At 72.3% G+C, this 21,839-nt stretch carries 19 protein-coding genes; 9 read left to right on the top strand and 10 right to left on the bottom strand.

Annotated features, from left to right (window positions below; all coding sequences use genetic code 11):
- Positions 1–79: 79 nt before the first annotated feature.
- Entirely contained in the window at positions 80–526 is a 447-nt protein-coding gene (locus ACFC0G_RS15460) for a carboxymuconolactone decarboxylase family protein (protein WP_376403325.1), read from the bottom strand.
- Positions 527–564: 38 nt separating this feature from the next.
- Between ACFC0G_RS15460 and ACFC0G_RS15455 the strand changes: the two genes are divergently transcribed.
- Positions 565–1,089 carry a GNAT family N-acetyltransferase gene (locus ACFC0G_RS15455; protein ID WP_376403018.1) on the top strand — a complete coding sequence of 175 codons (525 nt, stop codon included), beginning with the start codon at positions 565–567 and terminating at the stop codon, positions 1,087–1,089.
- On the opposite strand, the gene ACFC0G_RS15450 is transcribed toward ACFC0G_RS15455, so the two are convergent.
- Both ACFC0G_RS15450 and ACFC0G_RS15445 read right to left on the bottom strand, forming a co-directional pair.
- Positions 1,055–1,525, bottom strand: a complete 471-nt coding sequence (locus tag ACFC0G_RS15450; RefSeq protein WP_376403015.1) for a carboxymuconolactone decarboxylase family protein — start codon at positions 1,523–1,525, stop codon at positions 1,055–1,057. The two genes, ACFC0G_RS15455 and ACFC0G_RS15450, sit on opposite strands and share 35 nt — an antisense overlap.
- Before the next feature lie 140 nt (positions 1,526–1,665).
- Positions 1,666–2,406, bottom strand: a complete 741-nt coding sequence (locus ACFC0G_RS15445) for a GNAT family N-acetyltransferase (protein ID WP_376403012.1) — start codon at positions 2,404–2,406, stop codon at positions 1,666–1,668.
- A gap of 126 nt (positions 2,407–2,532) precedes the next feature.
- On the opposite strand from ACFC0G_RS15445, the gene ACFC0G_RS15440 reads away from it, so the two are divergent.
- The 4 genes from ACFC0G_RS15440 (at position 2,533) to ACFC0G_RS15425 (ending at position 8,224) form a co-directional block, all read left to right on the top strand.
- Positions 2,533–3,174, top strand: a complete 642-nt coding sequence (locus ACFC0G_RS15440; RefSeq protein ID WP_376403009.1) for a hypothetical protein — start codon at positions 2,533–2,535, stop codon at positions 3,172–3,174.
- Positions 3,175–3,334: 160 nt separating this feature from the next.
- On the top strand, positions 3,335–4,168 hold the full coding sequence (locus ACFC0G_RS15435; protein WP_376403006.1) for an LLM class F420-dependent oxidoreductase: 834 nt from the start codon (positions 3,335–3,337) through the stop codon (positions 4,166–4,168).
- A gap of 99 nt (positions 4,169–4,267) precedes the next feature.
- Positions 4,268–6,850: a bifunctional FO biosynthesis protein CofGH gene (locus ACFC0G_RS15430; RefSeq protein WP_376403003.1), complete on the top strand. Its 2,583-nt coding sequence runs from the start codon at positions 4,268–4,270 to the stop codon at positions 6,848–6,850.
- Positions 6,851–6,865: 15 nt separating this feature from the next.
- Positions 6,866–8,224, top strand: a complete 1,359-nt coding sequence (locus tag ACFC0G_RS15425; RefSeq protein ID WP_376403000.1) for a TerD family protein — start codon at positions 6,866–6,868, stop codon at positions 8,222–8,224.
- 13 nt (positions 8,225–8,237) lie between these two features.
- Here the strand turns inward: ACFC0G_RS15425 and ACFC0G_RS15420 are convergent, their stop codons facing one another.
- Positions 8,238–9,308 (bottom strand): tyrosine-protein phosphatase, encoded by a 1,071-nt coding sequence (locus tag ACFC0G_RS15420; RefSeq protein WP_376402997.1) that lies wholly within the window; start codon positions 9,306–9,308, stop codon positions 8,238–8,240.
- A gap of 165 nt (positions 9,309–9,473) precedes the next feature.
- Here ACFC0G_RS15420 and ACFC0G_RS15415 point away from each other — a divergent pair, with 165 nt between their 5' ends.
- Positions 9,474–10,592: an ADP-ribosylglycohydrolase family protein gene (locus ACFC0G_RS15415; RefSeq protein WP_376402994.1), complete on the top strand. Its 1,119-nt coding sequence runs from the start codon at positions 9,474–9,476 to the stop codon at positions 10,590–10,592.
- On the opposite strand, the gene ACFC0G_RS15410 is transcribed toward ACFC0G_RS15415, so the two are convergent.
- Both ACFC0G_RS15410 and ACFC0G_RS15405 read right to left on the bottom strand, forming a co-directional pair.
- Positions 10,577–12,142, bottom strand: a complete 1,566-nt coding sequence (locus ACFC0G_RS15410) for a sodium:solute symporter family protein (protein ID WP_376402991.1) — start codon at positions 12,140–12,142, stop codon at positions 10,577–10,579. The genes ACFC0G_RS15415 and ACFC0G_RS15410 overlap by 16 nt on opposite strands.
- Positions 12,143–12,317: 175 nt before the next feature.
- A complete protein-coding gene (locus ACFC0G_RS15405) occupies positions 12,318–13,100 on the bottom strand; it encodes an SDR family oxidoreductase (protein WP_376402988.1) in 783 nt (260 codons plus the stop codon).
- Positions 13,101–13,311: 211 nt separating this feature from the next.
- Here ACFC0G_RS15405 and ACFC0G_RS15400 point away from each other — a divergent pair, with 211 nt between their 5' ends.
- Positions 13,312–14,112, top strand: coding sequence for a hypothetical protein (locus ACFC0G_RS15400; protein WP_376403322.1), 801 nt, complete (start codon positions 13,312–13,314; stop codon positions 14,110–14,112).
- A gap of 181 nt (positions 14,113–14,293) precedes the next feature.
- Here ACFC0G_RS15400 and ACFC0G_RS15395 read toward each other — a convergent pair whose 3' ends face one another.
- The 3 genes from ACFC0G_RS15395 to ACFC0G_RS15385 form a co-directional block, all read right to left on the bottom strand.
- Positions 14,294–14,494, bottom strand: a complete 201-nt coding sequence (locus ACFC0G_RS15395; protein WP_024756945.1) for a DUF397 domain-containing protein — start codon at positions 14,492–14,494, stop codon at positions 14,294–14,296.
- A 191-nt stretch (positions 14,495–14,685) separates the two neighbouring features.
- Positions 14,686–15,546 (bottom strand): helix-turn-helix domain-containing protein, encoded by an 861-nt coding sequence (locus ACFC0G_RS15390; RefSeq protein ID WP_376402985.1) that lies wholly within the window; start codon positions 15,544–15,546, stop codon positions 14,686–14,688.
- Positions 15,547–15,735: 189 nt separating this feature from the next.
- The gene (locus tag ACFC0G_RS15385; protein ID WP_376402982.1) at positions 15,736–16,437 is read right to left on the bottom strand and encodes a GPP34 family phosphoprotein; all 702 of its coding nucleotides are present in this window, start codon (positions 16,435–16,437) and stop codon (positions 15,736–15,738) included.
- A 183-nt stretch (positions 16,438–16,620) separates the two neighbouring features.
- On the opposite strand from ACFC0G_RS15385, the gene ACFC0G_RS15380 reads away from it, so the two are divergent.
- Positions 16,621–18,984, top strand: a complete 2,364-nt coding sequence (locus tag ACFC0G_RS15380) for a D-alanyl-D-alanine carboxypeptidase family protein (RefSeq protein ID WP_376403319.1) — start codon at positions 16,621–16,623, stop codon at positions 18,982–18,984.
- Positions 18,985–19,480: 496 nt separating this feature from the next.
- The gene (locus tag ACFC0G_RS15375) at positions 19,481–21,166 is read left to right on the top strand and encodes an MFS transporter (RefSeq protein WP_376402979.1); all 1,686 of its coding nucleotides are present in this window, start codon (positions 19,481–19,483) and stop codon (positions 21,164–21,166) included.
- A 151-nt stretch (positions 21,167–21,317) separates the two neighbouring features.
- Here ACFC0G_RS15375 and ACFC0G_RS15370 read toward each other — a convergent pair whose 3' ends face one another.
- Entirely contained in the window at positions 21,318–21,755 is a 438-nt protein-coding gene (locus ACFC0G_RS15370; protein ID WP_376402976.1) for a hypothetical protein, read from the bottom strand.
- Positions 21,756–21,839: the final 84 nt, after the last annotated feature.

Below are 21,839 nucleotides of genomic sequence, written 5' to 3'. Positions count from 1 at the left end.
CGGACGGGTCGGATCCGGTTACGACCCCGCCGGGGCGCCGCCCGGGCCGACCGGCCGGGCCACCACCGCCCCCGGCCGACTACCAGGAGGCCCCGGCCGGCTGCCGGGTCGTCGCGTTGAGCCGGTTGAAGAGGTTGGTGACCCCGAGCCACAGCACGAGCTGGGCCAGCTGCGTCTCGTCGTAGTGGCGCGCGGCCTCCTCCCACACCTCGTCCGGCACGGCGTCCGCGCGGTCCGCGAGCCGGGTCGCGTGCTCCGCGAGCGCGAGCGCCGCCCGCTCCGCCTCGGTGAAGTACGGGGTCTCCCGCCAGGCCGCCACCGCGTGCAGCCGCTCGTCGGTCTCGCCCTCCTTCTGCGACTTCAGCGCCCCGCCGACCACGCAGAAGCCGCAGCCGTTGATCTGGCTGGCGCGCAGGTGGACCAGGTCGAGGGTGGTGGCGGGTATGTCGCCGCCGGCCTGGACGGCCTTGACCAGGCGGAGGATCGCGGGCAGGGCGTCGGGGAGGACGGTGGCGGGGTTGGACATGCGGGCGGCGGCCACGGCGGGCTCCTTAGGATGCGTGCGTGGATTACGTGTATGGGGAATTGAACTGGTCGCTGCGCCCGGGCACGGCGGAGGACGTCGAACCGGTCGCCGAGCTGAGGGCGGTCGTCATGCGCGACGACCTCGTGCGGCTCGGGCGCTACGACGAGCACCGGGTACGGCAGCGGCTGCGGGACGGGTTCTCGCCCGCGTACACCTCGGTGATCGAGGTCGGCGGCGCCTTCGCGGGGTGCGTGACGCTCCGCCCGTACGGGGAGGGCGACGGGACGGGGGCCGAGTCCGGGGTCTACCTGGAGCACTTCTACCTCGCCCCGGAGGTGCAGGGGCGGGGCCTCGGGACGGCGGTGCTGCGCGGCCTCCTCGACCGGACCGACGCGGAGGGGATAGCCGTCCGGCTGGTGGTCCTGAAGGGGAGCGCGGCCCGCCGTCTCTACGAGCGCGAGGGATTCACGGTCGAGTCCGAGGAGGACCCGGTCGACGACCTGATGGTGCGGGAGGCGGCCCGTACCGTCAGAAGCCCGCGCCGGCCGGCTGCCGGACGGTGACGTTGAGCCGGTTGAAGAGGTTGGTGATCCCGACCATCAGCACGATCGACGCGAGCTGCTTCTCGTCGAAGTGATCGGCGGCGGCGTCCCAGACCGCGTCCGGCACGGCGTCCGAGACGTCGGCGAGCCGGGTCGCGGCCTCGGCGAGCGCGAGGGCCGCACGCTCCTCGTCGGAGAAGTACGGCGCCTCGCGCCAGGCGGCGACGGCGAACAGCTTCTCGTCGCTCACCCCGGCCTTCCTGGCGTTCTTCGCGCCGATGTCGACGCAGAAGCCGCAGCTGTTGATCTGGCTGGCCCGCAGGTGCACGAGCTCCAGGGTCGACTCGGGGACACCGCCCTGCCGGGCGGCCTTCACCAGGTTCATGATCGCCGGGCCGGCGTCGGGCAGGACGTAGGCGGGGTTGGTCATGCGGGCCTTGGGCTCGTGCGTCGCCATGATGATCGCTCCTCAGCGTCTCTCGTCAGCGTCTCTCGTCCGTCGCTTTCACTGCATTGACGGAGCGCGCGCCGAGGATGTGACACGACGGGAGAACTTTCTTCGAGGAACTTTTCGCGGACGCTCCTACGCCTCCGCGATTACGCCTCCGCGATGAGGGCGGTCGCGATCGTGCGGAAGCCGAGGCGCCCGTAGAGCCGGGCCACGTCCGCGTCCGACGCCGTCAGGAACACCAGCTCGGCGCCCCGGGCGCGGGCGTCCGCGACGAGCGCGGCCGTCACCGCGAGCCCGAGGCCGCGGCGGCGGGCCGCCGGGACGGTGCCGACGCCGACGACCTCGGACACCGGTCCGACGGGCTGGTGCTGCCCGGCCGCGAGGGCGGTGCCCGCGCCGTCGAGGGCCGCCGCGAGCCGGGTCAGACCGGCGGTGATCCGCTCGGCGACCAGCGCGGCGGTGCCGGGCGCCGGGTCCATGCCGAAGGCCGCGTACGGGGCGGCGACGGCGGTCTCCAGCGCGGCGTCGTCCGGGTCGACGAGCCGGACGGTGACTCCCTCGGGGTCGGGTACGGCGAGCCCGTCGCCCTCCAGGACCATCAGCGGGTGCTCGTGCACGGTGAGGCCGCTCGCCTCCACGGCCGCCCGCAGCCCCGGCGTCGTCTCGGCGACCCACTCGAAGGCCTCGGGCACCCCCAGCTCGCGCTGCCGGGCCCGCACCTCCTCCACGGCGTCGGCCGGCACGTCGCCGGTGTGGCCGAGGGCGGGGCGGGCGTAGTAGGGCCAGCCCTCGCCCTCCCGCACGAACAGGGTCAGGGGCCCGTGCGCCTCGGCGCGGGCGGAGGAACGGGGGACGGCGTCGTAGAACGCTTCGATTCGCTGGAGCACCGGGCCACGGTAGGCGGCGGCGGGGAACGGCGCAGGTGGTTATCGGGCGGGCCGGAAAGGAACCGTCGACGGCATGATCCCGTCACCCAGTTCAGGACGTGACGGGGGAACAGTCGAGGGGGAGCCATGAGCAGGACGCACGCCTGTCCGGGATGCGGCCAGGACGACCGGGTGCAGGCCGTCCCGGCCGTCTACCTCGCCGGCCGGGACGCGGTCACCAGCCGCGAGCGGAACCGCGACGGCGACATGCGGACCGTGACGCGGACGGTGACCACCGGGCTCTCCGACGCGCTCGCGCCGGTGCCCGAGTCGTCCGCCCACCCCGTCACCTGTCTCGGCATCCTCGCCGGGTTCGTCTGCGTCGGCTCGTTCATGGGCTGGGTCTTCGTCGGCGGCGCCCTGGAGGACGAGACGGCTTCCGAGGAGGACTTCGGGATGTTCGGGACGCCGCCCGAGCTCGGCCCGGACCTGGGGTTCCTGGGCTGGGTCTCGGCCGTCGCCCTGGGCGTCACCGTCCTGGTCCTCCTTGAGCTCCACCGGCGCCGGACCGCCTTCGCCCGCCTCACACGCGGCCGCCACCGCGCCGAGGAGCTGTGGTCGCGGGGCTGGTACTGCCACCGCTGCGGCACGGTCCACTTCGAGGACGCCCCCGGCGAGGACCGCGCGCCGCTCACCCTCCAGCGCTTCCGCGAGCGGGTGTGGGAGGAAGGCGGCTACGGCGACCTGGCGGCGGAGCAGCGGGCGACGGACCCGGTACGGCGCCGCTGACCGGCAGGGCGCGCCTCCGCGTCGGGCAGGCGCGCGCGCCCGTGTCGTATCGGGCAGGCGCGCCCGCCCGCGTGTCGTAGTCGTACCCGACCGGAAGGCGCGCGCCCGCGCCGTGTCGTACCCCTCGGAAATCCACCCCCCACCCCCTACCGTGCCGCCTATGCGGATCTCGACCACGATTTTCCTGACCGACGAGACCATCACCCCCGTGCGGCTCGCGCGCGAGCTGGAGGAGCGCGGCTTCGCCGGGCTGTACCTCCCCGAACACACCCACATCCCCGTCGAGCGGACCACGCCCTACCCGCAGGGCGGCGAACTGCCCCGGGAGTACAGCCGCATCCTCGACCCCTTCGTCGCGCTCGGCCAGGCCGCCGCCGTCACCGAGCGGCTCGGGCTCGGCACCGGCGTCACGCTGATCGCCGAGCACGACGCCATCGCCCTCGCCAAGCAGATCGCGACCCTCGACCACCTCTCCGGGGGCCGCTTCACCCTCGGCGTCGGCTACGGCTGGAACCGGGAGGAGGCCGCCGACCACGGCGTCGACTGGTCCACCCGCCGGGCCCTCACCCACGACCGGCTGGCCCTGATGCGGGCCCTGTGGGCACCGGAACCCACGGCGTACGAGGGAGCGTTCGGCCGCTCCGTCCGCGCCTCGGAGGCCTGGCCCAAGCCACCGCGCGGCAACGCGCCCCGCATCCTGCTGGGCGGCGCGGCGGGCCCGAAGCTCTTCGCGCGGATCGCCGCGGAGGCGGACGGCTGGATGCCGATCGGCGGCCGGGGCCTGACGGAGTCGCTCCCGGTCCTGCGCGAGGCCTGGGAGTCCGCCGGCCGCGACCCGAAGACCCTCCGGCTCGTCCCGTACGCGGTCCTCCCGAACCCCGGCAAACTCGCGCACTACGCGGACCTGGGCTGCGACGAGGTCGTCCTCCAGCTGCCCCCGGGCGACGAGACGGAGGTCCTGGGGGTCCTCGACGCGTACGCGGCGTACCTCTGAGCGTGTATGCCGCGCCCCGGCATCCCGAGGACACCGACTGACCGTCCTTCCTACGGGGACCCGAACCCGCCCCGTGGCGCCCGCTCGTATGCTCGGTTCATGACGGATCACCAGGCAGCACGTCCCACCGAGAACGCCATGCGTCGCGCACTCAAGCGGGCCAGGGACGGGGTCGCGCTCGATGTCGCCGAGGCCGCCGTCCTGTTGCAGGCGCGCGGGGAGGATCTGGCGGACCTCGTCGCGTCCGCCGGGCGGGTGCGGGACGCCGGACTCGAGGCCGCCGGGCGGCCCGGGGTCATCACGTACTCGAAGAGCGTGTTCATACCGCTCACCCGACTCTGCCGTGACAAGTGCCACTACTGCACCTTCGTCACCGTGCCCGGCAAGCTGCGCCGCGACGGGCACGGGATGTTCATGTCGCCGGACGAGGTCCTCGACATCGCCCGCCGCGGGGCCGAGCTGGGCTGCAAGGAGGCCCTGATCACCCTCGGCGACAAGCCCGAGGACCGCTGGCCCGAGGCCCGCGAGTGGCTCGACGCGCACGGCTACGACGACACCCTCGCGTACGTACGGGCCATGGCGATCCGGATCCTGGAGGAGACGGGTCTCCTTCCGCACCTCAACCCCGGCGTGCTGTCCTGGACCGACTTCCAGCGCCTCAAGCCCGTCGCGCCGTCCATGGGCATGATGCTGGAGACCACCGCGACCCGGCTGTGGAGCGAGCCCGGCGGCCCGCACTACGGCTCCCCCGACAAGGACCCCGCCGTGCGGCTGCGGGTCCTGGAGGACGCCGGCCGCTCCTCCGTGCCGTTCACGAGCGGGCTGCTGCTCGGCATCGGCGAGACCGTCGAGGAGCGCGCCGAGTCGCTGTTCGCGCTGCGCCGCGTGGCCCGCGCGTACCACTCCGTCCAGGAACTGATCATCCAGAACTTCCGCGCGAAGCCGGACACGGCCATGCGCGGCATGCCCGACGCCGAGCTGGACGACCTCGTCGCCACCGTCGCCGTCGCCCGGCTCATCATGGGCCCCTCCGCCTGCCTCCAGGCCCCGCCCAACCTGGTCGACTCCGAGTACGAGCGGCTCATCGCCGCCGGCATCGACGACTGGGGCGGCGTCTCCCCGATCACCATCGACCACGTCAACCCCGAGCGTCCCTGGCCCCGGATCGAGGAGCTCGCCGAGCGGTCCGCCGCCGCCGGCTTCGAGCTGCGCGAACGCCTCTGCGTCTACCCGGAGTTCATCCAGCGCGGCGAGCCCTGGCTCGACCCCCGCCTCCTCCCGCACGTCCGCGCCCTCGCCGACCCCGAGACCGGCCTCGCCAACCCCGACGCGCCCGTGCGCGGCCTGCCCTGGCAGGAGCCCGACGAGGCCTTCACCGCCACCGGCCGCACCGACCTGCACCGCACCATCGACACCACGGGCCGCACGCACGACCGGCGCGACGACTTCGACGAGGTGTACGGGGACTGGGAGGCGCTCCGCGAGGCCGCCGCCCCCGGCATGATCCCCGAGCGCATCGACACCGACGTCCGCGAGGCCCTCGCCGTCGCCGCCGACGATCCGACGAAGCTCACCGACGCCCAGGCCCTCGCCCTGCTGCACGCCGACGGGCCCGCGCTCGACGCCCTCACCCGGATCGCGGACGACGTCCGCCGCGCGGCCGTCGGCGACGACGTCACGTACATCGTCACGCGGAACATCAACTTCACCAACGTCTGCTACACCGGCTGCCGTTTCTGCGCCTTCGCCCAGCGCCGCACCGACGCCGACGCGTACACCCTCTCCCTCGACCAGGTCGCGGACCGCGCCCAGCAGGCCTGGGAGGTCGGCGCCGTCGAGGTCTGCATGCAGGGCGGCATCCACCCCGACCTGCCCGGCACCGCCTACTTCGACATCGCGCGCGCGGTGAAGGAGCGCGTCCCCGGCATGCACGTGCACGCCTTCTCGCCGATGGAGGTCGTCAACGGCGCGACCCGGACCGGCCTGTCGATCCGGGAGTGGCTGACGGCCGCGAAGGAGGCCGGGCTCGACTCGATCCCCGGCACCGCCGCCGAGATCCTCGACGACGAGGTCCGCTGGGTCCTCACCAAGGGCAAGCTGCCGACCGCCACCTGGATCGAGGTCGTCACCACCGCCCACGAGCTGGGCATCCGGTCGAGCTCGACGATGATGTACGGGCACGTGGACCAGCCCCGCCACTGGCTCGGCCACTTCCGCACGCTCTCCCGCATCCAGCAGGAGACCGGTGGCTTCACCGAGTTCGTGACGCTCCCCTTCATCCACACCAACGCGCCCGTCTACCTCGCGGGCATCGCCCGCCCCGGCCCGACCGCCCGCGACAACCGCGCGGTCATCGCCATGGCCCGGCTCCTCCTCCACCCGCACATCCCCAACATCCAGACCAGCTGGGTGAAGCTGGGCACCGAGGGCGCCGCCGAGATGCTCCGCTCGGGCGCCAACGACCTGGGCGGCACCCTGATGGAGGAGACCATCTCCCGTATGGCCGGGTCGAGTTACGGCTCGTACCGCTCGATCCGCGACCTGGTCGCCATCGCCGACGCGGCCGGCCGCCCCGCGAAGCCCCGGACGACGCTCTACGGGGAGGTCCCGGAGGAGCGGCAGCGGACGGCGACCGCCTCCGACGGCCACCTCCCGGAACTGCTCCCGGTCCTGGAGAGCTGAGTGCATGATGCGTCCATGACGCAGATCATCAAGGGGGGAAACCTTCCGCTGAGCGGCGAGCCCATGCGGGTCGCCGTCGTCCGCCGGTCCGGCGGTCCGGGAGAGCCGCAGGTCGACGCGGCGGCGCTGCTCGTCGCCGCGGACGGCACGGTCAGGAGCAGGGACGACCTCGTCTTCTACAACCAGCCGGAGCACGCGGGCGGCGGGGTCCGGCTGCTGGGCCCCGCCCACGGTGAGGACGGGGTCCTCGCGGACTGGCTGGAGATCGACCCCGGCCGCGTGGAGCCGTCCGTGGAGCGGATCGTGGTCGCGGCGTCCTGCGACGACGCGACGTTCGGTGAGGTCGAGGACCTGTACCTGCGGGCGGTGAGCGCGACCACCGGGGAGCAGCTGGCGCTGTACGCGGTCGAGGACGCGACGACGGAGACGGCGATCGCGCTGGGCGAGTTCTACCGCAGGGCCGGCGGGTGGAAGTTCCGCGCGGTGGGGCAGGGGTACGACTCCGGACTGCCGGGCCTGGCCGAGGACTTCGGGTTCTCGGTGCCGGAGGTGACGGTGCCGGAGGTGACGGTGGAGGCGGAGCGGGAGCCGGAGGATGCGGTGGTGCCGGCTCAAGCCCTCGCGCCCGCACCGGCCCCCGTAGAGGCACCTGCCTTCGTGCAGGCACCGGCTCCCGTCCCCCTCGCCGTCGGGGCCGTCGGCAAGATCCACGAGCACGTCCCCCTCTCCGTGCCGTCCTTCGGCGTGCCCCTGGCGCGGTGCAACGACCTGCCGGGGGAGATGGGTCCGGAGTTCCCGGCCGTCGAGTTCTCGGGGCGCGGGAAGGAGGACGTCGAGCCCGGTCTCGCCCTCCCCAAGGGCTTCGTCGTCGTCGACGTGCTGAGGAAGGGCGACGGGTACATCGAGGTCGTCACGCTGACCGTGCGCGGGCGCCGATGGCGGGAGGTCCTGGGCAGCGGCCTCCCGGACCTGAGCGGGGTGGGCGTCTTCCACCACGACGGCCGGACGCCGCTGCGGCTGCGGGTCGACGCGCCGGGCATGGCCGCGTGGACGATCAGGCTCCGGCCGGTGTCGACCCTGCGTACCTTCGACGGTCCCGTGGAGGGGTACGGGCCGGACGTCCTGGCCCACACCGGCGACGAGACCGACGTCAGGTTCCGGTTCCGGGGCGACGAGGACAAGGAGGGGTACTTCGGCGTCCACGTCCACCGGCGCGGCGGACACGCGCAGCACACGTACAGCAGGCGGAACCGGGGGCGCGGCAGCGGTTCGATTCCCCGAGGCCCTCGCCTGCTGGTGATCGAGGCCGACGGCGACTGGTCCATGGAGCCCGGCGCGTCGAGGATCACGAGCTTCTGGACCCGCCGCCGCTAGGGGGTGTCGTGAGCTACCCGACCAGCAGGTCCTCCTTCAGCTCCTTGAGCTCCTGCCGGTCGAGGCCGAGGCCCTTCCGCAGGTACGCGCGGAAGGAGCCGTACTCCTCCTCGACCTCCGCGAAGCTTGCGTTGAGGTAGGCGGGGCGGACGTCGAGGAGCGGCTTGTAGACGGCGGCCTGCGGGGCCGGGAGGTGGGAGAGGATCGCCTCGTTGGCGGCGGCCCGGTAGGTGTTGCTGGCCAGGTAGTCCGCCATGACCGTCTCCTCGGGGACGCCGAGGGCGGTGAGCAGGGCCGCGTTCGACCAGCCCGTGCGGTCCTTGCCCGCGGTGCAGTGGAAGAGGACGCCCCGGCGGTCGTCGTCGGCGATGCCGTCGAGGACGGCCGTGTAGGCGGTGCGGGCGGTGTCGCCGCTCACCATGAAGCGGTTGCCCTCGACCATCATCGCCTCGGCCTCGGCGGGGCTCTTCGGCATCGAGGTGAAGGTGCCGCTGCCCGCGAGGACGTCGGCGACGACGTGGGTCGCGCCGGCCGGGACCCGGTCGGGGGCGGTGCTCCGCTCGGACTCCATGCGCAGGTCGAAGACGGTGCGGACGCCGAGGCGCTTCAGCTTGGCGAGGTCGGCGTCGGTGAGCTTGTCCAGGGAGTCGGAGCGGTAGACCTCGCCCATCTTCACCCAGTGGCCGTCGCGGGTCCGGTAGCCGCCCGCGTCACGGAAGTTGACCGTGCCCTGGAGGCGTATCAGCCGGTCGGCGAGGTGCAGCGGCGTGCCCCGGTCGGGGACGAGGTCGAACCAGCGGCGGTCGGCGGCGGCCAGGCCGGAGACGGTGACGGAGCCGGTGGCGCCGCCGCGGGCGACGGTCCGGCCGCCGGTGCGGACCGTGACGCCGTGGGTGCCGGGGGCGGACCACGTGACGGTGTAGGTGCCGCCGGTGTTCTCGGTGACGGTCGCGGAGGCGAAGGGGATCCGCCGGTCCGACGGGGAGTGCGGGTGCGCGGAGGCGGCGGGCGCGGTGATGCCGAGGAGCAGCGCGGCGGCGAGGGCCGCGGTCGAGAGGGTCTTGACTCGTGTCACGGGGTTCATGCCGCGGATGGTTCAAGTCGCAACCGAACCTCGGGTGAACTGCGGTCAAAAGTGGACTGAAGGGCGTCGGATCACATAACGTTCCGGCCCCTGAACACGCCTACCCGGTCGATTACAGTGCGGCAAGGAACCGTCAGCGAACCGCCGACCGGGGGAGGGCACGTCGTGGCCACGACAGCCGCAGCCGTGTGGGGCCGTGCCGAACAGCAGGACTTCCGGGCCCGCGTACGGGGCTGTCTCCTCGGTGGAGCCGTCGGCGACGCGCTGGGCGCCGGGGCCGACGGACTGACCCTCGCCCAGGTGCGGGAGGCCCACGGACCTGACGGACTGACGGAGCCCGTGCCCGCGTACGGCCGGCGGGGCGCCGTCACCGCCGCCACCCAGATGAGCCTGTTCACCGTCGACGGCCTCGTCCGCGCCCAGGTCCGCCGCGACACCGGCGCCTGGCACCCGCCGACCGACGTCCACCGGGCCCATCTCCGCTGGGCCGCGACGCAGCGCGACTGGGGCCCCGACGAGCGCCGCAAGGACAACGGCTGGCTCGCCCGCGAGGAGTGGCTCTACGCCCGCCGCAACCCGCCCCGCGCCTGCCTCACCGGCCTCGGCGACGAGCTGCTCGGCACCCTCGACAAGCCCAAGAACCCGCAGGCGGCCGACTCCGGCGCGCTCGTCCGCTCGGCCCCCTTCGGGCTCCTCGTCGGCTGGGAGCCGCAGCTGGTCTGCCAGCTCGCGGTGGAGTGCGCGGCGCAGACGCACGGCGCCCCGGAGGCCACCCTCGCGGCGGGCGCCTTCGCCGTCACGGTCCACGGGCTCGCGCGCGGCGGCTCCGTCGAGGCGGCGGTGGCCCGGGCGGTGGAGCAGCTCGCGGAGCGCCCCGGCCACGAGCCGGTCACCGAGGCCCTCACCGGGGCCCTCGGAGCCGTACGGGAAGGGGAGCCGGACGCGGAGCGGGTGACCGGTCTCGGGGCGGACGAGGACCGGGCCGAGGGGCAGTTGGCGGCGGCCGTCTACTGCGCGCTGGTCGGCGAGGACGTCCGGCACGGGCTGCGGCTCGCCGTGAACCACGACGGGCCCTCGTCGGTCACGGGGGCGCTCACCGGCGCGCTGCTCGGCGCCCTGCACGGCGAGACGGCCCTCCCGCCGGCCTGGCTGGCCGAACTGGAGGGCCGTGCGACGGTCCTCGAACTGGCCGACGACTTCTCGATGGAGATGACCCAGGGTGCCGCTCTGCACTCCGCGACCGAGGCCTCCCCGGGCTGGCTGGCGCGTTACCCGCGGGGTTGATCGGCGGTCCGCCCGGGCCCGCCCTGCGCGGGTACGGAGGCGGCCCCGGCGCTCCCGTCCTCGTCCCCGTCCGGGTCCGTGCCGATCCGGTCCAGGAGGGCGTCCCGCTCCGGGGTGTCCTCCGGGCGGAGGAAGCCGATGAGGACGTACAGGACGAGGGAGGTGGCGAGCGGCGAGACGATCTGGATCTGGAGCTCGATGCCGTCGAGGCCGTAGTTGGTGAGCCAGAAGACGAAGAGCCCGGCCGCCCAGGAGACGAGGGCCGCCGTCGGGCCCGACTTCCGGAAGGCCTTCAGGAGACCCAGCATGAAGGGGATGGCGATCGGGCCCATCAGGCCGGCCACCCACTTGATGACGACGGTGATGATGTCCTTGAAGGTGGGGGAGTTGACCTGGGTGGCGACCGCCATCGACAGGGCGAGGAAGGCGATCGTCGACCAGCGCGCGGCGATCAGCCCGGCCCGCTGCGTCCAGCTCCGCGCGGCCTTGCTGAGGACGGGGGCGATGTCCCGGGTGAAGACGGCGGCGATGGCGTTGGCGTCGGAGGAGCACATGGCCATCGTGTGCGAGAAGAAGCCGACGACGACCAGGCCGAGCAGTCCGTGCGGCAACAGCTGCTCGGTCATCAGGGCGTAACTGTCCGAGGCGTCGGGCTTCTTCGGGTCGACGAGCAGCGGCGCGACCCACATGGGGAAGAAGAGGACGAGCGGCCAGACGAACCACAGGACGGCGGAGAGCCGGCCGGAGCGGGTGGCCTCGCGGGCGTTGGGGGTGGCCATGTAGCGCTGGGCCTGGTTCCACATGCCGCCGCTGTACTCGAAGGTCTTGATGAAGAGGTACGCGAGGAGGAAGGTCAGGGTGTACGGGCCGGCGGTGGGCGCGGTGTGCCCCTGGAGCTCGGGCCGGTCCCAGACGTCCCACAGCGCGCTGAACCCGCCGAGCTTGGCGAGGACGGCGACGAGCATGGCGATCCCGGCGAAGAACTGGATGACGAACTGGCCGAGTTCGGTGAGCGCGTCGGCCCACAGGCCGCCGACCGTGCAGTAGATGCCGGTGATGACGCCGGTGATGAGGATGCCCTGGTTGAGGGAGATCCCGGTGAAGACGGAGAGCAGGGTGGCGATGGCGGCCCACTTGGCGCCGACGTCGACGATCTTCAGGAGGAGGCCCGACCAGGCGAGGGCCTGCTGGGTGGGGAGGTTGTACCGGTTCCTCAGGTACTCCAGCGGGGAGGCGACGTGGAGCCGCGAGCGGAGCCGGTTGAGGCGGGGCGCGAAGAGGTGGGCGCCGATCGCGATGCCGATGGCGATGGGGAAGGACCAGGTGACGTACGAGGTGACGCCGTAGGTGTACGCGATGCCGGCGTACCCGGTGAACATCACGGCGCTGTAGCCGGACATGTGGTGCGAGATGCCGGAGAGCCACCAGGGCATCTTGCCGCCGGCGGTGAAGAAGTCGGAGACGTTGTCCACGCGCTTGTGGGACCAGACGCCGATCGCGACCATCACGCCGAAGTAGCCGATGAGCACGGCCCAGTCGAGACTGTTCATTGAGCCCCCTCCAAGGGGTCCGGTCCGCCTTGTGAACGCCGTTCATGGTGTGGCGAGTTACAAGGCAGGGACAAGGCAATGGAGGGTCAAGGGACAGTAAAACCGTTCTGTTTACTGACCCTTGTTCACATCTATGAATTTTTGGAGGGGGCTCCGGAGCAGGCTCCGGCCGGTGTCAGCGCATCAGCTCCCCGGCGTTGACCAGCAGCGACTGCCCCGTGATGGCCCGCGCCCGGTCCGAGGCGAGGAAGGCCGCGGCCTCCGCCACGTCCCCGTCCGTCGCCAGCTCCGGAAGCGCCATCCGCTCGGTGAGCCGGGCGAGGACCTCCGCCTCCGGCACGCCCTCGGAGTCCGCGGCGAACCGCACGTACGCCTGGACCGGCGGCCCCCACATCCAGCCCGGCAGCACGGTGTTGACCCGGATCCGGTGCGGCCCCAGCTCGTGCGCGAGGGAGTACATCGCCGAGGTCAGCGCCCCCTTCGAGGCCGCGTACGCCGCCTGCCGCACCTGCGTGGGGGCGGCGATCGCCGACTGTGTACCGATCAGGACCACCGAACCGCCGCGCTCCTTGAGGGCGGGGAGGCAGGCCCGGGTCATCCGCAGCGTGCCGAGGAGGTTGACGTCCAGGACCGCCTGCCAGGTCGCGAAGTCGGCGTCCTCCAGGCCCCCGAAGTAGGAGTCCCAGGCGGCGACGTGGACGACCGCGTCGACCCCGCCGAAGCGCTCGACCGCGATTCCGGCGAGCGCCGCGCACTGCTCCTCGTCGGTGATGTCCGTGACCCGGTAGGCGGTACGACGCCCCTCCGGGTCGATCTCGGCGGCGGACTTGGCGAGGTTCGCCTCGGTGCGGGCGCCGAGGACCGCGTTGCCGCCGTCCCGCACCACCGTCTCGGCGATCCGGTGCCCGAGCCCGGCCCCGACACCCGACACGACGACCGTCTTCCCCTGGAGCAGCATCCGGACCCTCCTCGACCCTGGCGAAGCATCTGACGGTCCGTCAGAGTAGGTCTCCGTCACCGACTTGGGAAGGGATGCGCGAGTGAGCGACACGAACGATGCGAGCGGGACGAGCAGTACGAGCGATACGAGCAGCACGGGCAGCACGGGCAGCGCGGGCAGCGCGGGCAGCGCGGGCAGCGCGGGCAGCGCGAGCGACACGTATGCGGAGCTGGCCGCCGTCGGCCCGTACGGCGTGCGCCCCGGCCACGCCCTGATCACCATGGTCGAACCGCACCCGGGCCACGAGTACGCGTACAACCGCTGGTACGAGGACGACCACTACTACGCGGGCGCCATGGCCATGCCCTGGATGTACGCGGGCCGCCGCTGGGTCGCCACCCGCGAGCTCCAGGAGCTGCGGCGCCCGGAGAAGTCCGCCGTCGCCCGGCCCGTCACCGCGGGCTGCTACCTCTCCACGTACTGGATCACCGACGGCCGCTACGACGAACACATGAAGTGGACCGTCGCCATCAACAAGCGCCTCAACCGCGACGCCCGCGTCCACCAGGACCGCACGCACGTCTTCACGGCCTTCCAGGACCACGAGGCGACCGTGTATCGCGACGGGGCGGGCGGCCCGCGCGACTTCCACGCCCTCGACCACCCCTACGCCGGCCTGATCCTCCAGGTGGTCGACACCGAGGGACCCGAGGCGCGGGCGGAACTCCTCGACGGGCTGCGCTCACGCGAGCTGCCCCGGCGGCTCGCGGGCTCACCGGCGGCGATGGTGACGGTCTTCCGTCCGACCCCGCTGCCCGGCGACCGCATGACGTACGTGAAGCAGGTCGAGGGCGTCGACACCCGGCTGACCCTGCTCTGGTTCCTGGAACGGGACCCGAGGGAGTGCTGGGCGGACCACTTCGCGGACCTGGAGACCCTCGGGGCGACCGCCGGCGGCCGGGTGGAGCTGGTGGCCCCGTTCATCCCCACGATCCCGGGCACGGACCGGTACGTGGACGAACTGCGCTGACAGGGAAGGGGAAAGGGAAGGGGAAGGGAAGAGAAAAGGGCTGAGCCCCCTCGGCCAGGACGGCGGACCGGTCGAGAGGGCTCTTCGGGTACTGCGGGTCGTGCGGGTACTGCGGGTACTGCGGGTACTGCGGGTACTTCGCGTCCTGCGGTGCTTCGGATGAAGACGGGCGCATCGGGGCTCAGAGGGCCCCGTTGCTCACCTCGCCGACGAACGCGTTCCACGAACCCGGTCCGAAAGAGAGGGACGGGCCTTCGGGAGCCTTGGAGTCACGCACCGCGATGGCGGCCACGACGGGGGACTTCACCTCGACGCAGGCGCCGTTCCCGCCGGAGTACGAAGACTTCGTCCACACGTCCGTTGCACCCTGAAAAATCGCCATTATGCTCAACTCCCGGTCAGCCAGTGGGGGTGTCTTGCCGACGTTCTTGCCGACGTGATCGACGTTACTTGCCGACTCCGCCCGGCGGGACCGGCGTTCACCCGACCGGGTGGCATATTCCAACTGCGCTTCCATGGGAGCGATCACGCGGTGTACGGTGCCTGACCCGCCCGCCCGTGACCCGTCCGGGCTCAGCCCTGGGCGTGCTTCTTGGCCATCTTCGCGATGAACTCACGGGTCTGGTCGACGTTCAGCGCCTGCGCCCTGAGGTGCTCGTACATGACGCTGTACTTGCCGACGTCCTGGGCCTTCTCCAGGTACAGGTCGCTCGTCACGCCCTCGATGTAGACGACGCTGGAGTCGGACGTGTCCGGGAACTCCAGGATCGAGTACTGGCCGCTGATCCCGGGATGCGCGCCCATCTCGAAGGGGATCACCTGCACGGTGACGTGCGGCAGGTGCGACTGCTCGATGAGGTGCTCCAGCTGCTGCACCATCAACTGCCTGCTGCCGACGATCCGGTGCAGGGCGCCCTCGTCGATTACCGCCCACAGGCGCAGCGGACGCTCCTCGTCCCGGATCCGCTCCTGACGGCGGGTGCGGACCGTGACGCGCTTGTCGATGTCCGCCGGCGTCGACTCCGGCATCGCGCCGGAGATCACGGCCTCCGCGTACGCGGGGGTCTGCAGCAGCCCGGGGATGATCTGCGACTCGTACATCCGCAGGCTCTCGGCGTCCGTCTCCAGACCGATGTAGACGCTGTACGGGATGTCGCCGAAGGCGTGCCACCAGCCCTGCTGGCGCGAGTCCTTCGCCATCTGCATCAGCGAGTCGACCATGCGCTCGTCCTCGACCTCGTACACCCCGCAGAGGTCGCGCACGTCGCGCTGGCTGATGGAGCGACGGCCGTTCTCCAGGCGGCTGATCTTGGACTGGGAGACGAGAAGGCGCTCGGCGACCTGCTCGGCCGTCATGTTCTTCGCTTCTCGGAGCTTGCGCAGCTCCTGGCCCAATCGGCGTCGCCTGACGGTGGGGTTGACGTTGGACGCCACGGAAACTGCACCTCCGGCTGCTGTCTGCCTGCGTAGCTGTGAGTATCTACTGCTTGGCAGACTGCCACCAAAGGTCCGGTGTGCGCTGGGAAACCGGCACAACGTACGTGTGCGGGGCGGTCGTCACGACCGCCCCGCACACCTGTGCGGCTCCCGGAAGGGTTCCTTTGTGGTTCCTTGCGCGTCGGCTCAGTGAGCCGCCGCGCGGGCCATGCTGCCGCGGGGCTGCGCCGGTACGCCCGCGGCGGGCGCACGGCGCGGCTGTGCCGCCGCACCGTTCTGGACGTCCATGACGGCGTGCGCCACGAGACCGCCCATCGGGTCGTGCCGGATCAGATCGCGCAGCCGGGACCGCGACGAACGTCCTTCATTGCCGGGGTACAGGTGCTTCCCGAGACCGACCGCGTGGGCCAGTGCGGCAAGCGCCGCGGTCCGCGGGTCCGGCGGTACGCCGGTGCGGATCGCATTGTCCAGCCGGGAACGGATCTCCCTGCTGATCGCCGTCTCCGTCGCCTGGTAGCGAGTCGTCGGCAACACCCCGCACATCTGGGTCTCCACGGCATGCACCATGCCGCATCGCTCCAGATGCGAGAGATACGTCTGACGGAGCCCCAGTCGGGGTCCGCCGATCCAGTGGACGGCCCGAACCGGGCTGCCGCGCCTGCGCAGCAGCTCCAGTGCGGAGTCCAGTGTCGGATCTCCGGTCGGCCGTGGCATCACCACGGCGATACGATCCCCGTCAGGGGCTATCCGGCCTGCCAGCGCCAGCTCTACTAGCTGTGCTCCGGCCAGACCGAGGTCGAGCGACTGCGGCTGCGCTGTGGTACCCGTGGTCGGGTCCAGAGCGAGCAGTAGAAGCTCTTCCGGAATGGTTCTGCGGCTCCTGCCCATCCATGCCTCCCCGCGTGGATGAATGACAGGGTGACCCCTCTCACATTCATCTGTCGAGAGTGCCTGGGTGGTTCATCCGGGAACCAGTAGGTATGTCGTTCTCGTCTAGCACGGGAGCCAAGGGGTTCACACAGGACACTGGTAGACGGTTCGGACGTACGCATGACGCATGGAGGAGGCACGGTGGCGGGCGAGTCCCCCGACAAGTCGGAGCAGCAGGGGTCGTCGGAGGAGACGGCGGCCTCGGGCGGCGGCGGCCGGGATCCTCGGCTTTCCGCCCTCCGGGAGTCAGATTCCGCGTCGTCTTCGTCGCAGTCGTCGTCGCTTTCGTCGTCTTCATCGTCTTCGTCGTCTTCGTCGGTTCAGGTCGATCAGCCGACGGCCGTGTTCAAGACGCTGGCTCCCCGGACGCCGGAGGACGACGCGCCGAAGCCGGCCGCGTCCGCGTCCGCGGACGAGCCCGAGAGCGAGCGGCTGAAGGCGGCTGTGGCGGCGTGGGTCGCGTCGGCGGACGACGAGGACTCCGAGCGCGCTTCCGAGCCGGAGAGCGCCGCCGAGGCCGAGGACGCCGCCGAGAGCGAGGCGGAGCCGGAGCCGGAGTCGGAGGACGGGGCCGAGGTCGAGGCTGAGGTCGAGGCTGAGGCCGAGGAGTCCGACGTGCCGGACGCGGAGGCCGCGGCGGACGAGGCTCCCGCCGACGAGCCCGCCGACGAGCCCGTCGAGGACAAGGCGCCCGCCGCGTCCTGGTTCGCGGCGCGGAAGCCCGGCGAGGCCGAGAAGGCCGAGAAGGCCGCGGAGAAGCCCGCCGCCGAGTCCGCGCCCGCCGCCGAGTCCGAGCCCGAGCCCGAGGGTGAAGGCGAGCCCGCGGCCGATGAGCCCGCCGACGAGCCCGTCGATCAGCCGACCGCCATGTTCAAGATCGTCCGGCCGCCCGTGGCGCCCGCCGTCGATCAGCCGACGACGGCGCTGAAGCTCCCGCCCACCCTGCGCGCGGAGTCCGCGTCCGGGTCCGCGGCCGATTTCGACAGCGAGCGGACGAGCACCTTCCTGCCGCTGCGTGCGGACATCCCCGCCGAGCGGAAGGCCGAGGAGGCCCAGGAGGCCCGGAAGGCTCCGAAGGCCCCGGAGACCCCCAAGGCGCCCGCGCCCGCCCCCAAGGCCGCGACAGGGGCCCCCAAGGCCTTCGCGCCCGCCGCCGACGCCCCCGTACCGCCGGCGTCCCTCGTCGAGGCCGAGCGGACCCGGCAGCAGCCGCTTCCGCCGCTGCCTCCGCTGGACCTGCTCGCGGAGCTCACGAACACTCCGCCGCCGAAGCCGAACGCCCTGCGGACGACCGTGCGCCGGGTGCGGATCTGGACCCCGCTGGTCGTGCTCGTGCTGATCGTCTTTGCGATCGTGCAGATGGTCCGGCCGCTGCCCGCGCCCGCTCTGACCCTCTCCGCCGCGCCGACGTTCACCTTCGAGGGCGGCGAGCTGAAGATGCCGTGGCCCACCGAGGGCCAGGGCGCCGTCGAGGTCGAGGGCGTCGGTTCCATGGGCACGTACGGGGCGCAGAAGCCGGCCCCGATCGCGAGCGTCACGAAGACGATGACGGCGTACGTGATCCTCCGCGACCACCCGCTCAAGGGGAGCCAGAAGGGCCCCGAGATCGAGATCGACCAGAAGGCCGCCGATCAGGGCAAGGCGGCGCACGAGTCGACGGCGGCGGTCCAGAAGGGCCAGACGTACACGGAGAAGGAGCTCCTGGAGCTCCTCATGATCCCGTCCGCGAACAACGTGGCCCGGCTGCTCGCGCGCTGGGACGCCGGTTCGGAGGCCGCGTTCGTCGAGAAGATGAACGCCGCCGCGAAGGACCTGGGCATGACCCAGTCCACGTACACCGACCCGTCCGGTCTGCTCGACAGCACCGTGTCGACCCCGCAGGACCAGCTGAAGCTGGCGAAGGCGGTCATGCAGTACGACGTGTTCCGCGAGATCGTGAACATGCCGAACGTGACGGTGGACGGCATCCCCGGCCGGATCGAGAACAACAACAACATCCTGCTCCAGCCGGGGGTGAGCGGCATCAAGACCGGCTCCTCCACCCCGGCCGGCGGCAACCTGCTGTGGTCGGCGAACACCGTCGTGGACGGCGAGACCCGCCGCGTCCTGGGCATCGTGATGGGTGCGAAGGACGCGGACCAGCTCGGCGAGAAGCTCCAGCTCGCCATCGACAACAGCCTGAAGCTGATCCAGCAGGCCCAGAAGGACGTCACCTCCGCCGCCGTGGTCCGCAAGGGCCAGGTGATGGGGTACATCGACGACGGGCTCGGCGGCCGGACGCCGGTCGTGGCCACCAAGGAGCTCAAGGCCATCGGCTGGCCGGGCCTCCAGGTGAAGCTGACGCTCACGGACGGCGGCAAGGCCGTCCCGCACGCCGGCAAGGCGGGCGACATCGTCGGCCAGGTGTCCATCGGTACGGGTGTGGGCAAGGTCAGCTCGCCGGTCGCCCTCCAGGCGGACCTGGTCGAGCCGGGCTTCGACAAGAAGCTGACGCGCGTCGGCTGAGCCGGCGCCGGCCCGGCCGCTGCTGCCGCCGCGGCGGCAGCCACCGGCTGGGCGGCCACCCGCCCGGGCCACCCGCCCCGCCACCCGCTCGGCCGGGTGCCCCGGACCTCCGGGGCACCCGGCTGTTAGCGTTTCCGGGGGACGAGAAGCGAGACGGTACGGGCAAGCACGGGAAAGGGCAGCAGTGACCACCGCTGAGCCGACACGCGCGGACCGCGCCGACCACGCCGACGGCGAGGACCACACGGATGAAGCCGACCGAGCAGCAGACCGCACCGATTCCCTTCCCGAATCGGCGGCCTCTTCCCTTTCGCGAATAGTGCTTCCGTCCCAGCGGCCCGCCCCGGAGCCCCCGGCGTCTCCGGCCCGCCCCCAGCCCGCCGCACACCAGACGCCGACCCCGTCGACCGCTCCGACTCCGTCGACCGCTCCGACCCCGCCGACTCCGCCGACCCGGTCGACCCCGTTCTGGCGGCGGAAGCGCCGCTACACGGTCATGGCGGCCACCGGTGTCGCGGCCGTCACCCACATCCTCTGGTTCTTCTTCTTCGCGAACAGCGGCGGCGACCTGGCCGCGCAGGACGCGTGGGCCGAGTTCGTCGGACGGCACCCGGACTCCGCGTACAACCTCGCCTGGTACGGCGGGATGCACCCGGTCTCGTACAGCGTCGTCTCGCCGTACCTGATGTCGCTGCTCGGCGTCCGCAGCACGATGATGGTCGCCGGGACGCTGTCGGCCGCGCTGACCGCGCTGATCCTGGTGCGGGTGCCCGCCGTCCGTAACCCCATGGCCTGCTCGCTCGCGGGTGTCTTCGCCTTCCTCTGCAACGCCATGTCGGGGCGGGTCACCTTCGGCCTCGGCATGATGTTCGCGCTCGGCGCGGTCGCCGCCGTCTTCTGCTGGCCGCACCGCTGGCGCCGCAAACGCTGGGCCAAGGCGGCGGTCGCCGCCCCCCTCGCCGGTCTCGCGACCGCGTGCAGCCCGGTCGCCGGGCTGTTCCTGGGGGTCGCGGCGGCGGCGCTCTTCCTCAACAAGCGGCGCCCCGGCGCGTACGCCCTCGGCCTCGCGCCGGTCGCGGTGGTCGCGCTCTCCTCCTGGCTCTTCCCCTTCTCCGGTACGCAGCCGATGGCCTTCGGCTCGACGGCGCTGCCCCTCCTCTTCGGGGTCCTGGTCTTCGTCCTGGTCCCGGGGGACTGGCGGACGGTCCGCACCGCCGCGGCCGTCTACACGGTCGGCACGCTCCTGACCTGGCTGATCGACTCCCAGATCGGCTCGAACATCTCGCGGCTCCCGATGCTCTTCGCGGGCGTCGTGCTGCTCGCGGCCCTGCCGTACACGGCGCCGCGCTCGCGCCGCTGGTACGCGCTCGTGCTCGCCTTCGCCGGGCTCAACTTCTGGATCGGCTTCAAGGGCGTCGACGACGTCATCCGCACCGCGCCGGACGCGTCCTGGGCGCGCGAGCTCGCCCCGCTGGTCAACCAGCTCCAGGTGCGGGACGCGGGCAAGGCGCGGGTCGAGGTCGTGCCGGCCTCCAGCCACCGCGAGTCCTCCGCGCTCAGCCCGTACATCAACCTGGCGAGGGGCTGGAACCGCCAGGCCGACATGGAGCGCAACCCGCTCTTCTACGACGACACGCTCAACGCCGTGAACTACCAGGACTGGCTCGACCGCTGGGCCGTCCACTACGTGGTCCTGCCCACCGGCGCCCCCGACTCGGGCGCGGAGCAGGAGGCGGAACTGGTCGGCGAGGGCCTGTCGTACCTGAAGCAGGTCTGGTCGGACGAGAACTGGCGGCTGTACGAGGTCGAGAACCCGACGCCGCTCGCGGACGCTCCCGCGCAGGTGATCAGCGCGGAGGAGAACGAGGTCGTGATCCGGGTGGGCAGCCCCGGCCGGGTCCAGATCCGCGTCCCGTACTCGCCGTGGCTCGCGCTCATGGACGAGAACGGCGGCAAGATCGAGGCGCCGCAGGAGACCGAGGCCTCGAAGGCGGCCCGCGAGGAGTCGGAGACGGAGCTCCCGAAGGCCTTCGCCAACGAGGAGGGCTGCCTGTTCAAGGCGGAGGCCGACGCGGAGGGCGACGAGTGGACCGAACTGGTCGCCCCGAAGGCGGGCGTCTACCGCCTGGGAGCCCCGTACAAGCTCTCCCGGGGCACGCCCTGCCCGGAGGAACTCCGCTGAGGCGCCCAGGGCCTTTCCGGCGGTTCATGGCCGGGGTCGGCCCGGATGGCCGGGGCCGGCCCGAATCCGCGGGTCAGGCCCTGGCGGGACAGGCGCTGGTGGGACAAGCCCTGGTGGGACAGGCCCTGGTGGGACAGGCCCTGGCGGGCCGTCACGGGCGCCGGTAGCCGGCGAGCAGCCGTCGCATGCCGAAGGCGTGCCCGCCGCTGCCGATGACGAGGAGCCGGTAGACCCGCCCTGCCGGCCCGGGGAACACGGCCCGCGTCTCGGCCGTCAGCCGCGACCGCCCTTCCCCGAGCTCCTGGAGCCGAAAGACCAGGCTGTACGTGGAGAACCGGTGACGGCCCTCAAGGGCCAGCTCCCGCCCCGGTACGACCCTGACGGCGCGGAACCCGGGGTACCGCGAGCCCTCGGCGAGCGGCCGCGGCCCGGCCGGCTCGCGGGGGTCGGCGCGGACGAGCCGGGCGTACCGGGCTCCGGCCTCCCGCGACAGTGACCTCTCCAGGCCGGCGAGGAGCCTGCGCCACAGTTCCTCGACCCCGGCGTCCACGTCCACGGCGTGCTCGTCGACGTACGGAAGCGTGCTCATGCCGTCACCCTATGGGCCGCCCTCGGGGCGGAGGCGGGGTCGCCCGCTCGGTCCCGCTGCGGGATCTGCCGGACCCACCAGGTC

Source organism: Streptomyces sp. NPDC056169, from assembly GCF_042268445.1.
Lineage (GTDB): Bacteria > Actinomycetota > Actinomycetes > Streptomycetales > Streptomycetaceae > Streptomyces.
The sequence above is the reverse complement of the archived record's forward strand: the minus strand, read 5'-3'. Positions and strand labels throughout refer to the sequence as shown.

Excerpts from the sequence above, each read along its gene's own strand:
- ACFC0G_RS15460 (WP_376403325.1), bottom strand. The coding sequence starts at position 526 with ATGTCCAACCCCGCCACCGTCCTCCCCGACGCCCTGCCCGCGATCCTC.
- ACFC0G_RS15450 (WP_376403015.1), bottom strand. The coding sequence starts at position 1,525 with ATGGCGACGCACGAGCCCAAGGCCCGCATGACCAACCCCGCCTACGTC.
- ACFC0G_RS15440 (WP_376403009.1), top strand. The coding sequence starts at position 2,533 with ATGAGCAGGACGCACGCCTGTCCGGGATGCGGCCAGGACGACCGGGTG.
- ACFC0G_RS15435 (WP_376403006.1), top strand. The coding sequence starts at position 3,335 with ATGCGGATCTCGACCACGATTTTCCTGACCGACGAGACCATCACCCCC.
- ACFC0G_RS15430 (WP_376403003.1), top strand. The coding sequence starts at position 4,268 with ATGACGGATCACCAGGCAGCACGTCCCACCGAGAACGCCATGCGTCGC.
- ACFC0G_RS15425 (WP_376403000.1), top strand. The coding sequence starts at position 6,866 with ATGACGCAGATCATCAAGGGGGGAAACCTTCCGCTGAGCGGCGAGCCC.
- ACFC0G_RS15420 (WP_376402997.1), bottom strand. The coding sequence starts at position 9,308 with ATGAACCCCGTGACACGAGTCAAGACCCTCTCGACCGCGGCCCTCGCC.
- ACFC0G_RS15410 (WP_376402991.1), bottom strand. The coding sequence starts at position 12,142 with ATGAACAGTCTCGACTGGGCCGTGCTCATCGGCTACTTCGGCGTGATG.
- ACFC0G_RS15405 (WP_376402988.1), bottom strand. The coding sequence starts at position 13,100 with ATGCTGCTCCAGGGGAAGACGGTCGTCGTGTCGGGTGTCGGGGCCGGG.
- ACFC0G_RS15395 (WP_024756945.1), bottom strand. The coding sequence starts at position 14,494 with ATGGCGATTTTTCAGGGTGCAACGGACGTGTGGACGAAGTCTTCGTAC.
- ACFC0G_RS15385 (WP_376402982.1), bottom strand. The coding sequence starts at position 16,437 with ATGGGCAGGAGCCGCAGAACCATTCCGGAAGAGCTTCTACTGCTCGCT.
- ACFC0G_RS15375 (WP_376402979.1), top strand. The coding sequence starts at position 19,481 with ATGGCGGCCACCGGTGTCGCGGCCGTCACCCACATCCTCTGGTTCTTC.
- ACFC0G_RS15370 (WP_376402976.1), bottom strand. The coding sequence starts at position 21,755 with ATGAGCACGCTTCCGTACGTCGACGAGCACGCCGTGGACGTGGACGCC.